The following is a 12,828-nucleotide window of genomic DNA, read 5'->3' as shown; positions in this document are numbered from 1 at the left end:
ATTCAGCTGAGTTCTTTTTGTGATACGCAATTAAGAATTTGATACATAAAAAAAGAACCCCTCACTTTTTTTTGTGAGAGATTCATAAATTTAGCTTTTTGTCAAATCCTTATTTTAGTTGCATTGGTGATTTGGGATTCTTTTTATAATCGCAATCCTTTGATATCTTTGATCCTTGAAAGGATGATGTTGCTGCTGCATTCAATGATGCCCGGAAGCTGATCGATCGTTTTATAGATCAAATTTTCCATTTCCTCATGAGAAGCTGCTACCGCATGAACATGCAGCTTGCTTTTACCGGTAACGCGATAAATCTGGGTAATGATATCATTTTGATTCAGAATATTTGCTACTTCCATCAGGGTATCCGGTTTTGTTTCAATTTCAAAGTAACAAGAAACAGCGCCGCTGATCTTCTGAGGATTGATGATGGTCGTATATTCTTCGATGATACCTTTTTGTTCAAGTGCCTGGACACGCATTTTGACCGCAACACGGGAAATACCGATCTGTGCCCCGATCTCAGAATAAGACATACGGGCATTTTGTATTAATAGCTGGACAATTTTTTGATCTGTTTCATCAAGGCCGTTTAAGAACATAGCAATCCACCTCTTTTTGAACATTATAATGCCTAAAGAATAAGACGTCAAGAATTCTTGTCAATAGAATATTGACATATTCTTACTATGAAAGGTATAATATATTACGAATGTTAATTTATAAATTACGAAAAGAAATAAAAGGTGGTATATATGGAATATGAATTAACAAAGGGTCCTTTAGTAAAAACGATGCTGTGCTTTGCAATCCCGATGATCTTAGGGGATTTGCTTCAACAGTGCTATAATATTGCGGATACACTGATCGTCGGTAAATATTTAGGGGAGAATGCCTTGGCAGCGGTAGGCTCAGCGTTTTCTTTAATGACCTTTCTTACCTCGATCCTTTTGGGATTATCGATGGGAAGCGGTACTGTTTTTTCCATTCGTTATGGAAAAAACGATCATAAAGGATTAAAAGAGGATATCCTTGCTTCCCTCGTACTTTTAGGATTCGTTACGATCGTATTAAATATCCTTATATTTGCTGGTATCGATTGGATCATCTGGGCATTGCGCACACCTGCTGATCTGAGTGGGCTGATGCATGAATATCTGATCGTTATCTTTGCAGGGATGATCGGTATCTTTTTATATAATTTTTTTGCTTCTTTATTGCGATCTTTAGGAAATTCAGTCGTTCCTCTTTTCTTTTTGGCCATATCCGCCATCTTAAATATTGTGTTGGATTTATGGTTTGTCGTAGGGCTGAAGCGAGGAGTAGGGGGAGCAGCAGAAGCTACGGTCATTTCACAATATGTTTCAGGGATCGGTATTGCGATTTATACGCGTATCAAATTTCCGAAACTTTTTCAAAAAGAAAAAGGAGTGAAGCTGAAGATAGAAAATATTCGCAGCATCACGAGCTTTTCTGCCTTGACCTGTTTACAGCAGTCGATCATGAATCTGGGTATCTTAGCGGTACAGGGACTTGTGAATAGTTTTGGAACGACAGTTATGGCGGCTTTTGCGGCAGCGGTGAAGATCGATGCCTTTGCTTATCTTCCGGTTCAGGATTTTGGAAATGCCTTTTCTGTTTTTGTTGCACAGAATTATGGTGCCAAGAAAACAGAACGTATCAAGAAGGGAATCAAAGCAGCAGCTATTATTTCAATCTCATTTAGCTTGGTCATTTCTTTATGTGTCGTTATCTTTGCGAAACCTTTGATGGCCCTTTTTATTGATGCAAGCGAAGGAGCAGATGTGATTGCTTGTGGCATGCAGTATTTACATATTGAAGGTGTCTTCTACTTTATGATCGGTATTCTCTTTCTTCTATATGGGTTGTATCGCGCTTTGACAAGACCGGGCATGTCGGTCGTACTGACCGTTGTATCATTGGGTACACGCGTTTTATTAGCTTACATGCTTTCCGCAATTCCTCAGATTGGTGTCATAGGCATCTGGTGGTCAGTACCGATTGGATGGTTTCTGGCAGATGTTTTAGGTATTGGGTATTACTTGATAAAGAAAAAAGAGCTGATAGCAGCATCAGCAAAATGACGTCGATGTAAAGACGTCTTTTATTTTGTCTGACAAAACGCATCTTGCATCATTCAGACACATTATTAAGATTTTTTATTTTTGAGAGTCATTACATGATGTTTTCAAAGAATTGGGGAATCTGAGCACCATCATGAATTCCTTTTTCATATAATTTTTTCAAAGCATTGATGTCACGAGTCAATGTATCAACACCACATGTATCATCTGGCGCAATGATCAATACTTTTCCTTGCTTTTCATACTTTTTAGCCAATTCCATTTCATGATTATATTTATCAGCACGTTTGATCAGCTCTTCGGCAGCTAATGGATATTTTTTACGTATAAAGGAAGCTATCAGTTGATCTTTGCCGATGGTTCGACGAAAATCTTTCGGTTTTGTCAAAATCAGCACTACATGATCACATCCTAAAGAAAATGCCTTTTCGATCGGTACGGGATCTCCTAATGCACCATCATAATATGGCACTTGATCGATAAAATAAGGGGAGCACACAAAAGGAATGGAAGAGGATGCCTTTAAGATGTCATAGTTATTTTGTGCGAGATGGCTTTTATCAAAATATGTCGTTTTGCCAGTCGCTGCATTTAATGCAACCGTGATAAAATTGATGGGATTATGCATCAGTGTATCATAGTCCAGTGGATCTTCTCCATCTGAGCTGCTTAAAGTTCCATAAACATAATCCATATCAACATAGCTTTTCTTAAAGATAAAATTGGAAAGGCTCATATATTCTTTTCTAGCCATGTATTCAGTATAAAAACGATAATTTCTTCCTTTTTGTCTTGCTGCAAACGAAGCTATGTTTGCACTTCCGGCAGAAACACCGATGCCGACATCGAATGTAATGCCTTCTTCTAAACAAGCATCAAGAACACCGGCGGCATATATTCCGCGCAGTCCTCCGCCTACGTCAATGACTCCTATCTTCATAAAAACTCCTTTATTTAAATCATCAGAATCTTTAATCTCATTTCTACGATTTGCTTTTAACCTATACTAATAATATAATTCGTTGTATTTTCTTTCCGAACAAGCTTTTTTGATAGCTAATGCAGCCATTGCTACAAGGGCACCATTTACTTTTCGGGCAGATTGCGGACATATTGAAACACATCGCATACATGAAATGCATTTTTTACTATTTGTTTCTTTTGGATTATTCAAGTCAATGGCCTGAGCAGGGCATTTTTCTGCACAGATCCCACAAGAATTACAATTTTTATCTGCTTTTGGAATCAAAGGTGTACTTCCGGCCTTTTTATATGGATGGTTGCCCGGGATGTTAGCTGTTGTCCAGCCGGAAGGATTTGTATGGATTTTTTCCAGAATCTGTTTCGCAAATTGATGTAATTCTTCTTTATCTTTCTCATCAGGTCTTCCGGTTGCATACTGGTGCATGATGGAATGCTCGGCAATTGCAGCAACAGCGGCAATGGTTCGGAAGCCACATTGTTCAGCTGTATCCTGTAATTCTACTAATGTATCTTCATAAGCTCGATTTCCATAGACACATACAAGAACGCTCATTGCACCATTACCATGAATTTCTTTTAATCGGCTGATGGCCAATTCCGGTACTCTTCCTCCGAAAGATGGTACCGCGATCAATGCAACATCTTCTTTTTGTAATTGGATTTCATTGAAATCTTTATTTGCATCTGACAGATCAATTCTTTCAAAAGATGGATCCCATGATGTCATGATCGTATCTGCTACTTTTTGTGTACCGCCTGTTGGACTGAAAACAATTTGAATAAATTTCATATTAAAACCTCCTGTAAAAAATAACTTTACAACAAGTATAATACCGCATAGCTGTAAAGTCAATATTTACAGGTTAATCAATTATGATATAATAAGCAAAAGGAAAGTGATTTATATGCATATAAGTAAAAAATGTTCAATTGCGATCCATTGCCTTATTTTCATTCATGAATATGGGGATAAGGTAAAGGTTACCAGTGATCTTGTTTCAAAATCTACAGGCATTAGCGCAGTTACCATTCGTAATATTTTCAGCAGTTTGAAAAAAGAAGGTATCTTATCTATAAAAAATGGTACAGGAGGAGCCTTGATCCAATGTCCATTAGAAGATATTTCTCTTTATCGGATATGTCAGGCACTTGAACCAGACTTTTTATCACATTTAATAGGTATTCATGATTCTCCATCTTCGTTATGTCCGGTAGGAAAGAATATTCATGCTGTATTGGATATGTCTTATGATATCATCAGGAATGATTTAAAAAAGAGTCTTGAAACGATAACGATGAAAAAAGTTATTTCTGATTATGAAAAAATGAATCAGTAATACAGCAAGGAAAATAAAAGAAGTTATAAAAATATTTATCTTACAAATTAAACGACAGTTGATCTACATCAGCTGTCGTTTAATGCTATTCATATTTTTCTAATAAATTTATTACACATGTATATGTAATTTCATGCAGAGAAAAATACATAATTTGCCTTTGCTTTATCCATGGTTTCCTTTTGTTTATCCGTTACAACAGTATAGGGATAAACACCAAAAGAAATGGAAAAAAAGTAGATAATATTTTAAATCTGTATATGGGACATCAGTTTTAAAAATCGTGTTCTATTTTCTAATGAGCCGGCGATTTCGCTTGCGAAATCTTCGATAGATATTTTTTCATAAGTATCATATAATTTTTGTAAATCATGATTCCAAAGTTCATATTCCTGTTGAAGAAGAGCTAAAAAATCTCTTCTTTTGTCTGAAAATAATGATAAATATCCGTATGTGCTAAAGAAGTCGACAGATTCATCAATTAGATAAGAAACAAACATTCTTTCCTTGGACGGAAGAATTTTAGTGATTAAACAGGGGGGATATAAAACTTTAAATCTGTTTTTTTGATGCATCTCATAAGAAAGAGTACAATATCATCTCAGTTCGATGATTCATTCATCAAGTAAGTGTCATGTTGTATTAGTTTCTTATAATCAACTCGAATAATCGTATCTTTATATTTTGGTGTTGATGCGATTTTCCAGCACAGAATGGAAATAAAAGCTACTTTATGATCTGAATGGACGGCCATGAATGATGAAATATGATGGCTCTTTTCAAAGAGATTGCCATCGACCCATCTTGCTTTTAAAGAAAGAAGTTCATCTTTGAAATGTTCTTTGGTTTCTTCATCTTTCAAGTAAAACCAAACACTGTCACTTTTACATTCCTGTAATACTTTTTCTACATAATTCATAAATATTTCCTCCTTATCAATTCCTATAAAGAGAAAAACGACCCCATAGCTACAATGGGATCGTATTTTTTTATTTCCCATCGTACAAGCATTAGCACCTTGCTTTTGCAGGTTGCTGTGTGGTCATTGAGCTTGTCTCTCGCACACTCTTTATAGGTAATCTTATTGTATCATATTTGAGGTTAATAGAACAGAACATAAAAAAAAGTGCCACAACAAGGCACATTCTATCAATATGGTGCGGACGATGAGATTTGAACTCACACGAGCATACACTCACTACCCCCTCAAAGTAGCGTGTCTACCATTCCACCACGTCCGCAGGTACTTATATATATTACTCATTTTTCTTAAATAAGTAAAGAGATTTTTTTGAAATTATATTTTTTCGATTACAATTTATCGAGAAGTAAATAATGAAAAATATATATTTTTATTTTTTTGGAGGGTAAAAGATATTTTTATGTTATAAAATGGTAAGCGCAAAACTTATGGCAGAAATTTATGCTTTTCCTTTAAGCGAATCGTAATAAACGACTCGATCACAGGATCGAGTCGCTATTTTATTCAGCATCAGCAAACTGTGAATTATACAGTTTTTCATAAAAGCCTTTTTTTGCCAACAATTCTTCATGAGTCCCTTGTTCAATAATATCCCCATGATTCATGACCAGAATTAAATCAGCATTACGAATCGTTGATAAACGATGTGCAATCACAAAGCTTGTTCTTCCTTCCATGACACGGTGCATCGCTTCCTGGATCATTTTTTCCAAACGTGTATCAACAGAAGATGTTGCTTCATCCAAGATCAAGATCTTTGGATCTTTTAAAATGGCACGGGCAATCGTTAACAACTGTTTTTCACCTTGTGAAATGTTGTTGGCTTCTTCATTGACCAATGAATGATAACCATCCGGTAATGTCCGAATAAAGTGGTGAACATTGGCCATTTTTGCTACGGCAATGATTTCATCTTTACGTGCATTTAAGCGGCCATAACGAATGTTATCATAGATGCTGCCTGAAAATAACCATGTATCTTGAAGGACCATTCCAAACATATCACGAAGTTCACCACGTTTCATATCTCGGATATCTACACCATCAATACAAATACTTCCGCCACGTACATCATAGAAACGTAATAACAAGTTGATCAAAGTTGTTTTACCTGCACCTGTCGGACCAACAATTGCTACCATTTGACCACTTTTGACTTCAATGTTGAGATCCTTTATCAGATCTGTTTCACCATAACCAAATCGTACATGCTTGAATGAAACATTTCCTTTCATGTTTTCGATATGCTTTGGTGGATCCAGTTCAGCAATTTCTTCCTCTTCATTTAAGATTTCCATCACACGTTCCATGGCAGCAAAGGCTGCTTGAATTTGCGATGAAAGTGAAGAAATTTGAGAAAGAGGGTCATTGACTTGCCAAATATAACGGACAAATGCTTGCAAGTTTCCAACAGAAATATTACCTGCCAGAATCTGGAAGGTTCCTACAACAGCAACAGTTCCGATCGTCAAATATGTAACTAATGAATTTAAAGGTCCAATCGTACTTGAAATAAATTGAGCTTTGCATGCATTGCTGCGCAAATGTTCATTAAGCTTCTTAAACTTTTCAATCGAATCTTCTTGTTTGTTGAATAACAAGATTTCATTGTATCCCGTGTACATTTCCGTGATCGCACCATTTAAAGCACCGAGGGCATCCTGCTGTGCTTGGAATCGTTTTTGTGAACGGGTGACAATAAAGATCGTAATCAAAAGCGATAAGGGAATGATCATAAAAGCAATCAACGCCATCAAAGGTGAAATACGAATCATCATGATAAGCGCTAAGGTAATCGTTAAGATACCACTGACTACATTGACAAAGCTCTGTTGGAGGGCATTGCTGATCGCATCCACATCATTGGTGATACGACTTAGCACATCGCCAAATGGGTGATTATCAAAATAACGGACCGGTAAACGACGGATCTTATTTTGCAATGCATTTCGTAAATCTCGCATCGCATGCTGGATCGCATTGGTTAACCAAGTAATCGCAAAGACCTGGGAGAGTGTCTTCACAAGATAAATCAGAGCCAGGATCACTATGATCTTGATAATGGCATCAAATTGGATCTGTAATCTGCCTAAACTTTCAGCAAGCGTAATGTCATCCGCTAATTGAGTGGTGATCATTCCTTCAACACTTGGTGCTAAGACCATGGCTACAACACTGAGGATGACCATGACAATAGCTCCGATAAACTGCCATTTATAAGGAGCGATAAAAGGTCTGATTCCGGAAATTGTTTTCGTAATCGAAGTTAATTTCTTATTCATGAGCCAATTCCTCCTCACTTAATTGAGATAATGCAATTTCTCGATAAATTTGACAGTTCTTCAACAATTCTTTATGAGTTCCGTGGCCAATCACATTTCCTTCATTTAACACAATGATCTGATCAGCATCCATGATCGTAGAAATACGTTGAGCAACAACGATCACGATTGAATTTTTAGTTTCTTTTTTCAATTCGTTACGTAATGTCGCATCTGTCTTAAAATCAAGCGCTGAGAAAGAATCATCAAAAATATAGATTTCAGGTTTTCTCACTAAAGCACGGGCAATAGAGAGTCGTTGTTTTTGACCGCCTGAAATATTGGTCGCACTTTCCGTAATCTCTTCATCAAAACCATGCTCTTTTTCCATGATGAAGGAATAAGCTTGTGCCACTTTGGCAGCATGTTCGATTTCTTCTCTTGTCGCATCTGGTTTTCCAAAGCGAATATTATCCGCTATCGTTCCATGGAATAAAAAGGCTTTTTGAGGAATGACTCCTAAACGTGACCGTAAGTCCATCACATCATAATCACGAATATCGACACCATTGATACGGATAGCTCCTTCACTGACATCATAAAAACGAGGAATCAGGTTAACAAGGGTACTTTTTCCTGAACCCGTACTTCCGATAAAGGCAATCGTTTCTCCTTTTTTCGCAGTGAAGCTGACATCTTTTAAGACGGGTTCTTCACCATCCGGATAGACGAAAGTCACATGATCAAAGGTAATCGTTCCATCTTGTTCATTTCCACTCATGCTTCCTTCATTCCGGATCAATGGTTTTGTATCTAAGACTTCCCGGATACGTTTTGCACTGACTGCTGCCCGCGGATACATCATAAACACGGTACAGAATAACATGATTGAAAACATCGCATGGAACAAATAATCCATGAAAGCCACAAGTTGTCCTAATGAGAGCTGGCCATTTTGAATCAATAATGAAGCAACCCAATAAATACATAGACCTGCAACATTCATGAGCATGAAGAAAATAGGTGATGTCATCATCATGATCTTAAACAATTTCTTTGATTGAGAAGTGAATTGTTCATTGGTTTCATCAAAACGCTGCTGTTCATATGCATCATTATCAAACGCACGAATGACACGGATCCCACTTAAGTTTTCACGTGAGATACGATTCAATCGGTCAAGCAGCGATTGTTGCTTTTCAGAAATCGGCTGACTTATTTTCGCAACAAATACCACCCCTAAAATGATCAAAGGAATTGTTGCGGCAATGATACCACTTAAAGGTAACGATGCTTTTGCAGTCATAAAAAAACTCGCAATAAACATGATCGGTGTCATGAGCGCGGTTCGTAACAAGACATTCACAAACATTTGAATTTGGAAGGCATCGTTATTTGTTCTTGTGATCATTGATGAAATTCCAAATTGATTGAATTCGTAAGCCGTAAATGTCTGCGCATGAGCAAAAATATCATTTCGGATATCACGCGTAATTGCCGTGGAGATATTGGCACAACAATAACCAAGCAAGATCGTCATGCTGACTCCAATAACAGAAATCGTTGCCATGATCAATCCCATTTGGATCAAATAATTCGTATCGGCATTTTGAACTCCAACATCGATCATATCGGCAATGATCGTTGGAATTCCCAGCTCAACAAGCACAAATCCAAATGCTGAGATGACATTGATCAAAAATAATTTTTTATATCGCTTTAAATATTTTAAAATAAGTTTCAAACTTTCACATCCTTTCTTGACGAATTGTGCGAACTCATTTATCATAAACTATAATGTAACATGATAGTCAAGGGGAGATCGTGATGAAAAAAGAAAAATATTTAACAGCCGGTCAATTTGCCAAGATTTGTGGCGTTCCAAAACATGTTTTGTTTCATTATGACGATATTGGTTTATTCCAACCAATCTATGTCAATGAACATGGATATCGTTATTATTCTTATCACCAATATGATACATTTTCTGCCATCCTCAATCTAAAGAAAATTGGCATGTCATTAAAAGATATCCAATCCTTTCTTCAACAACGTGATCCGCATTTATTTCTTGGACTTCTTGATGAAAAGTTTGAAGAAGTCGATCGTGAGATCCAACAATTACTTTCATTAAAAAAGATGATGAACTCGATGAAAGAGAGTACCTTGTTTGCTGTGACCCATAAAGAGGAAGATATTTGTATCAGGGAATATCCTGAAGAAATTTTGCTTTGCAGCAATGATCTTGAAAATACTTCAAGTAAAAGCTTTGCTTCATTTATGGAAGAGTATGCTCATTTTTGCCGTGAAAATCATGTTTTTACTCAAGAAGCGGTGGGTTGTATGTTGAAGATCGATAAGATTAAAAATCAAGATTATTTAGATTTTTCTTATTTATTTATGATTACCGACCAACATTTTGATCAAAATACACATATTCGTAAAAAAGGAAAATATCTTTGTGGCTGGCACAGAGGTAATTATGATACGATCAATCAGACGTATCAAAAAATGATTGACTATGCAGCAATGCATCAATTGCGATTAGGTACGTATGCTTATGAAGAATATTTGATTGCGGAAATTGCTCAAAAAGATCATGATCAGTATGTCACTTATATCCGTATGGAAATGGATCCTGATTGATTCTTTCGTCTTTAAATGTATATGAAATATTCCTTGATTTCATCTTCATGAAATTCTTTCTTTCAATTATAAGTGGTATGACGGAATCATGTTTGATATTCATCATGATTTTTGATCCTCTCATTTCCTTCTTCCCTTCATCCAAAAAATAGAGTATAATACTTATGTTCTTTGAAATGATTTAAATGTTTTCTTAGTTAAATGGATATACAAGATCTTCCTAAGTAGAAGTTCTTATGTTAACATGGTACTGGGCTCATTTATCACACCCCTCTCCTCATAGTTAAATGGATATAACAAGTCCCTCCTAAGGATTAGTTGTAGGTTCGATTCCTACTGAGGAGGCCATTGAGAATTACCGGAAAGCCTTTATTTATAAGGTTTTTCGGTTTTTTTATTATTTAGATAAAACTAAAATAATATTTAAAATCATCACATAATTAATTAGCACGCTAATCAAAATATCTAAAAATGTGTGAACTATTAACATACTCAGGTTTGGTCTATATAAGACAACTGGTATTTAATATGCTGGTTCTTGTGGGAACAGTAAAAATGATCGAAAGGATCATCAGAGAAATAAGCAGATTTCTGGTATGTTTAGTTTAAAGTAAGGGGTAAATTCCCTTGAATTTAAAAGAAGATTGATTTGGATGTCAAACAAAAAGTCATTATTCCATTATTTATCATGCAAATGAGTGTATATTAAAATATGTTATAAAAGGCACAAGTCAAATATGATTTGTGCCTTTAAAAAGCAAATAATTTTTAATGAATATACAAACAACATTTAAACAATCAAGCTTTATTTACTCTCAAGTTCAGAAGTAATGCTCACAAAAAAATCTTTACACCATATATCTAGTACACGAATATCTTTAATAAATGGTATTACGTCTTTTTTAGCTTCCTCAAAATCAATTTCATTGAAACGTTTGATTAACATTTCTTTTACTTCATTACAGGTTATTTCAGTGTTTTTATCAATAAACTCTGAATCTATCAGTTTTTCTCTTAAATGAGGTAAATTGAATTTCGTCTTATGAGAAAGATAGAAAATGTAATCGTATAAGTCACGGCCCTTGACTCTCGATTTCCATGATCGACATATCAAAGCATGGATCTTACCGGAAAATAATGAAGATTCATCATAAAGTTTAACACTATAAGGTGTGGGTAATAATCTATACTTTGTCTCATACGTTGCAAGTCCAGAAGGCATTGTATCAATTTCAAATTTAATTTTAACTTTTTCATTTTTATTGATTCCTTGAACAAAATCTTCAGGATAAAATAATAAGAAATGTTCTATCGTATCACCTTTTAAAAAGGCAGACTGAACATTTGAATCTTTTGTTTTCTTCTTCAACTCTATATCTACATTAAGACCGAAAGATTTAACAGTATCTTTTAAAATTGGAAAATATTCTTGTAAATCAAAATCTTTATCTTTCTTTAACAATGAAAAATCCAAATCTTCAGAGAAACGATCTAATCCATAGAATATTCTTAATGCAGTACCTCCATAAAATGCTGCATCACTAAAAAATCCCGATTTGCTAAGTCCACATAATACGATTTCTTGCATAACTTCTTTAATTGCATTCTTTTTTTCTTCATTATTTTTAGGATTATACTCTTCAATCATTTGTTCGAGTATTGTTTTCATCAAAATCACCAATCACTTTCTTTAATAGTTTCATATTTGTATTTTTATAAAGATCACATAATATCTTTAAATCTTCAAAATTCATCTTTTGAAACATATCTTGATCTATTCTTAAATCATCAAATATCAATTCATACATCTGCTTTTTATTTTTAACAGGCTTAAGCGTATAAAGTTTATCACATAGGGCTTTTTCTGGTGTAGCAATCGTATATGAATAATCACCTTCGCTCATAATGCTGATTCCGTAAGGATACGCTTTAGAAGGAACATCACGATAAGTGAAAGTTCCAAGAGGGTTGGAATATTGCTTTTTCTTCTTTTTGTTATAAGTTGCACTTGTATATGTATAAACAGTTTCTGGAATAAGACCATAATAAGATAAAGCATAATCAAAGGATAAATAGGATGGTGAATAGATTGCATTTGCTACTAAATATCCTGCTGTATCAGCTTTTGTTTCATACAAATTTTTAGTGAGTTTAATAATTTCACCACTATCGCTCATTCTTTTAATTTTCATATCCGGTGCTTTATATTTATTACTTAATGATTCTTTTAAAATTTCATATGTGATAATCATTTTATCACCTCTTACTAACATTATATGTTAGTATGAAGATAAAATCAACACTTATAGCTTAAAGAAAACTCAAATTATATGCTACTAAAAGATTTAATACAATTAAGTAATGCATAGAATAACAAATAATATGAATATGAGATAATAACGTATATTCTAAAAAGAGTAAACCATAACCTATGATTGCAAATAATCTGTTAATAAAAATCTGTAAGAGTTTTAGGACTTTGCTGATGAAAAAGGGTGTTTTGTTAATTAGAG

The 12,828-nt window shown here is 34.9% G+C and carries 11 protein-coding genes, 2 tRNA genes and 1 riboswitch; of the genes, 4 read left to right on the top strand and 9 right to left on the bottom strand.

Annotated features, from left to right (window positions below; genetic code table 11):
- Window positions 1-143: 143 nt before the first annotated feature.
- Entirely contained in the window at window positions 144-602 is a 459-nt protein-coding gene (locus Q0K35_RS02310; RefSeq protein WP_294561063.1) for an Lrp/AsnC family transcriptional regulator, read from the bottom strand.
- Between the two features lie 153 nt (window positions 603-755).
- On the opposite strand from Q0K35_RS02310, the gene Q0K35_RS02305 reads away from it, so the two are divergent.
- On the top strand, window positions 756-2,105 hold the full coding sequence (locus tag Q0K35_RS02305; RefSeq protein WP_294561062.1) for an MATE family efflux transporter: 1,350 nt from the start codon (window positions 756-758) through the stop codon (window positions 2,103-2,105).
- A gap of 91 nt (window positions 2,106-2,196) precedes the next feature.
- On the opposite strand, the gene Q0K35_RS02300 is transcribed toward Q0K35_RS02305, so the two are convergent.
- Window positions 2,197-3,045, bottom strand: coding sequence for a patatin family protein (locus Q0K35_RS02300; protein ID WP_294561061.1), 849 nt, complete (start codon window positions 3,043-3,045; stop codon window positions 2,197-2,199).
- A gap of 66 nt (window positions 3,046-3,111) precedes the next feature.
- Entirely contained in the window at window positions 3,112-3,879 is a 768-nt protein-coding gene (locus tag Q0K35_RS02295) for an EFR1 family ferrodoxin (protein WP_294561060.1), read from the bottom strand.
- A gap of 115 nt (window positions 3,880-3,994) precedes the next feature.
- Between Q0K35_RS02295 and Q0K35_RS02290 the strand changes: the two genes are divergently transcribed.
- On the top strand, window positions 3,995-4,426 hold the full coding sequence (locus Q0K35_RS02290) for an Rrf2 family transcriptional regulator (protein WP_294561059.1): 432 nt from the start codon (window positions 3,995-3,997) through the stop codon (window positions 4,424-4,426).
- A 601-nt stretch (window positions 4,427-5,027) separates the two neighbouring features.
- Here the strand turns inward: Q0K35_RS02290 and Q0K35_RS02285 are convergent.
- The 4 genes from Q0K35_RS02285 to Q0K35_RS02270 form a co-directional block, all read right to left on the bottom strand.
- Window positions 5,028-5,345 (bottom strand): hypothetical protein, encoded by a 318-nt coding sequence (locus Q0K35_RS02285; protein WP_294561058.1) that lies wholly within the window; start codon window positions 5,343-5,345, stop codon window positions 5,028-5,030.
- 74 nt (window positions 5,346-5,419) lie between these two features.
- Window positions 5,420-5,504: riboswitch (SAM riboswitch) on the bottom strand.
- A gap of 77 nt (window positions 5,505-5,581) precedes the next feature.
- Window positions 5,582-5,667 (bottom strand) — tRNA-Leu (locus Q0K35_RS02280).
- Window positions 5,668-5,908: 241 nt separating this feature from the next.
- Window positions 5,909-7,690 carry an ABC transporter ATP-binding protein gene (locus Q0K35_RS02275; protein ID WP_294561057.1) on the bottom strand — a complete coding sequence of 594 codons (1,782 nt, stop codon included), beginning with the start codon at window positions 7,688-7,690 and terminating at the stop codon, window positions 5,909-5,911.
- Window positions 7,683-9,413 (bottom strand): ABC transporter ATP-binding protein, encoded by a 1,731-nt coding sequence (locus Q0K35_RS02270; RefSeq protein WP_294561056.1) that lies wholly within the window; start codon window positions 9,411-9,413, stop codon window positions 7,683-7,685. The genes Q0K35_RS02275 and Q0K35_RS02270 overlap by 8 nt, the downstream gene beginning before the upstream one ends.
- A gap of 83 nt (window positions 9,414-9,496) precedes the next feature.
- On the opposite strand from Q0K35_RS02270, the gene Q0K35_RS02265 reads away from it, so the two are divergent.
- Together Q0K35_RS02265 and Q0K35_RS02260 are read left to right on the top strand one after the other, a co-directional pair.
- On the top strand, window positions 9,497-10,315 hold the full coding sequence (locus Q0K35_RS02265) for a MerR family transcriptional regulator (protein WP_294561055.1): 819 nt from the start codon (window positions 9,497-9,499) through the stop codon (window positions 10,313-10,315).
- Window positions 10,316-10,588: 273 nt separating this feature from the next.
- Window positions 10,589-10,663 (top strand) — tRNA-Arg (locus Q0K35_RS02260).
- 457 nt (window positions 10,664-11,120) lie between these two features.
- Here the strand turns inward: Q0K35_RS02260 and Q0K35_RS02255 are convergent.
- The gene (locus Q0K35_RS02255) at window positions 11,121-11,984 is read right to left on the bottom strand and encodes a nucleotidyl transferase AbiEii/AbiGii toxin family protein (protein WP_294561054.1); all 864 of its coding nucleotides are present in this window, start codon (window positions 11,982-11,984) and stop codon (window positions 11,121-11,123) included.
- Window positions 11,956-12,567 carry a hypothetical protein gene (locus Q0K35_RS02250; RefSeq protein ID WP_294561053.1) on the bottom strand — a complete coding sequence of 204 codons (612 nt, stop codon included), beginning with the start codon at window positions 12,565-12,567 and terminating at the stop codon, window positions 11,956-11,958. Before Q0K35_RS02250 ends, Q0K35_RS02255 begins: the two co-directional genes overlap by 29 nt.
- Between the last annotated feature and the right edge of the window lie 261 nt (window positions 12,568-12,828).

The sequence above is a fragment of the uncultured Traorella sp. genome (assembly GCF_944327115.1).
Classification (GTDB): Bacteria; Bacillota_I; Bacilli_A; order Erysipelotrichales; family Erysipelotrichaceae; genus Traorella.
Note: the sequence above shows the minus strand (reverse complement) of the source record. Positions and strands in the feature narration are given on the sequence as shown.

Bases quoted from the DNA above. Each gene is read 5' to 3' on its own strand.
- Q0K35_RS02310 (WP_294561063.1), bottom strand. From the start codon at position 602: ATGTTCTTAAACGGCCTTGATGAAACAGATCAAAAAATTGTCCAGCTA.
- Q0K35_RS02305 (WP_294561062.1), top strand. From the start codon at position 756: ATGGAATATGAATTAACAAAGGGTCCTTTAGTAAAAACGATGCTGTGC.
- Q0K35_RS02300 (WP_294561061.1), bottom strand. From the start codon at position 3,045: ATGAAGATAGGAGTCATTGACGTAGGCGGAGGACTGCGCGGAATATAT.
- Q0K35_RS02295 (WP_294561060.1), bottom strand. From the start codon at position 3,879: ATGAAATTTATTCAAATTGTTTTCAGTCCAACAGGCGGTACACAAAAA.
- Q0K35_RS02290 (WP_294561059.1), top strand. From the start codon at position 3,995: ATGCATATAAGTAAAAAATGTTCAATTGCGATCCATTGCCTTATTTTC.
- Q0K35_RS02285 (WP_294561058.1), bottom strand. From the start codon at position 5,345: ATGAATTATGTAGAAAAAGTATTACAGGAATGTAAAAGTGACAGTGTT.
- Q0K35_RS02275 (WP_294561057.1), bottom strand. From the start codon at position 7,690: ATGAATAAGAAATTAACTTCGATTACGAAAACAATTTCCGGAATCAGA.
- Q0K35_RS02265 (WP_294561055.1), top strand. From the start codon at position 9,497: ATGAAAAAAGAAAAATATTTAACAGCCGGTCAATTTGCCAAGATTTGT.
- Q0K35_RS02255 (WP_294561054.1), bottom strand. From the start codon at position 11,984: ATGAAAACAATACTCGAACAAATGATTGAAGAGTATAATCCTAAAAAT.
- Q0K35_RS02250 (WP_294561053.1), bottom strand. From the start codon at position 12,567: ATGATTATCACATATGAAATTTTAAAAGAATCATTAAGTAATAAATAT.